This window comes from Globicatella sanguinis NBRC 15551 (assembly GCF_001552295.1).
In the GTDB taxonomy this organism is placed as follows: domain Bacteria; phylum Bacillota; class Bacilli; order Lactobacillales; family Aerococcaceae; genus Globicatella; species Globicatella sanguinis.
The window spans coordinates 1-1,842 of the sequence record NZ_BCQX01000192.1; the positions used below are offsets into that span (position 1 = coordinate 1).

The following is a 1,842-nucleotide window of genomic DNA, read 5'->3' on the forward strand; positions in this document are numbered from 1 at the left end:
CCATTCGAGATAACAGTTCGTTTTTTTCATTATTCTTTAATATTGTTTGACTTATACCTTAATGACTGTTATAGTAAACTCAATTGAATAAGTTTTTGTGCGAGGCGCGGATGACAAGAGTACCTAAAAGGGAAAGGGGATTTCGCCGAAACAACGCTATTGTTGTTGGGGGCAAGCTGAATAAGTTTGTCACTGTTCTAATGAACCGTCCAGTTTATTAGAAAGTGCAATCATTAACTAGGACAGGGAAAATCAGACTATTTTTATTTGACGACCGCGAACCTAGATGTTTGTGGTCGTTTTGTTTATATGGAGGAAAAACATGAAACTTGAAAGTTACCAAACCATTGCCAATAACGAATTAGTTCACTCTGGTCATTCTTATCAGGAGTTAGCGAATCAATATGGAACACCTTTATATATTTTTGATGAAGCTAGTTTTCGCAGAAGAATAGAGTCTTATACAGAAAATTTTCATTCAGACTTATTTGAAACACAAGTGCTATTTGCTTCTAAATCCTTATTGACGAAAGCCATAGCCAAAATAATCGCAATATCGCCATTAGGACAGGACGTTGTCAGCGCGGGTGAAATCTTTGTTGGTTTAGCGGCGGGAGTGAATCCTAATAAAATGTATTTTCATGGCAATAACAAATCGGATGAAGAATTAGTATACGCCTTACAAAATGAAGTAGGGACGATTGTATTGGATAATCGCATGGAAGCCAGTCGTTTAGAGCAAATTGCTGAAAAAATGAATAAACGACCGAAAGTACTATTGAGAATAAATCCTGGTGTGGAAGCTCATACGCATCAATATATACAAACAGCTAGTTTAGACTCCAAATTCGGTGAAAGTATTTTCGATGACCAAATTTTTGAACTCATTACCCAATTACATGAAAGTCGATTTTTGAATTTTGTTGGTTTTCATAGTCATATCGGCAGTCAAGTCTTTGAACGTGAGTCTTTTTTTAAAGCTTCATTGGCTATGATGGAATTTGCTCAAACATCACAAGAAAAAACGAATTATCCGATTACTGAAATCAATTTTGGTGGAGGTTTTGGAGTTTATTACACAGAAGAAGACCAACCCTTCGAGATGGCTGAATTTTTACCTGAGTTTGTAAAATATATTGAAAAAGAAAGTATCAGACTAGGTTTACAATTAAATAAAATTTGTATTGAACCAGGTCGCTCCTTAGTGAATGCTTCTGGTAGTACTTTATATCGAATTGGTGATTTAAAAGATACTGTTAGTGGCAAACATTACCTATTTGTTGATGGCGGAATGAGTGATAATATTCGACCAGCTTTGTATCAGGCGCAATATGAAGCTACTATTACTAATAAAATTACCGAACCAGCAACCATTGATTACACGGTCGCTGGTAAAGCTTGCGAAAGTGGTGATAAATTAATTGAAAACATCACACTGCCACAAGCAGCAACAGGTGATTTGTTATTAGTCAATGGGACCGGGGCATATAATTATACGATGGCTAGCAATTACAATCGACTCGCTCGCCCAGCCATGATACATATTGATGGCGCGCATCATCGTTTAACCGTGAAACGTGAAACATTTGAAGATATGATGAAAAATGAATTGGATTAAAATACGCGTTTATTGACAGATTCGATATGTTATTAGGCATTAAAGTTGTTTGAATAGCATCATGATAGAAAGCTGAAATAATAAAAATATTCTAAATACATAAAAGGTGATGACTAAACCATTGGGACAATCTAATTAAAAGTTGAAAACCATTGCCTTTTGAATAAGGCGTTGATAAAGAAAAAAGCGCTAAAACGTTAAAAACGCTAAAAACGCTAAAAGGG

Annotated in this window: 1 protein-coding gene and 1 riboswitch; the gene reads left to right on the plus strand. The window is 35.5% G+C overall.

Features of this window, described 5'->3' with window-relative positions:
• Positions 1–91: 91 nt before the first annotated feature.
• Positions 92–238: riboswitch (Lysine riboswitch) on the plus strand.
• Between the two features lie 84 nt (positions 239–322).
• Positions 323–1,618 (plus strand): diaminopimelate decarboxylase, encoded by a 1,296-nt coding sequence (gene lysA, locus GSA01S_RS10010; RefSeq protein WP_066127201.1) that lies wholly within the window; start codon positions 323–325, stop codon positions 1,616–1,618.
• Positions 1,619–1,842: the final 224 nt, after the last annotated feature.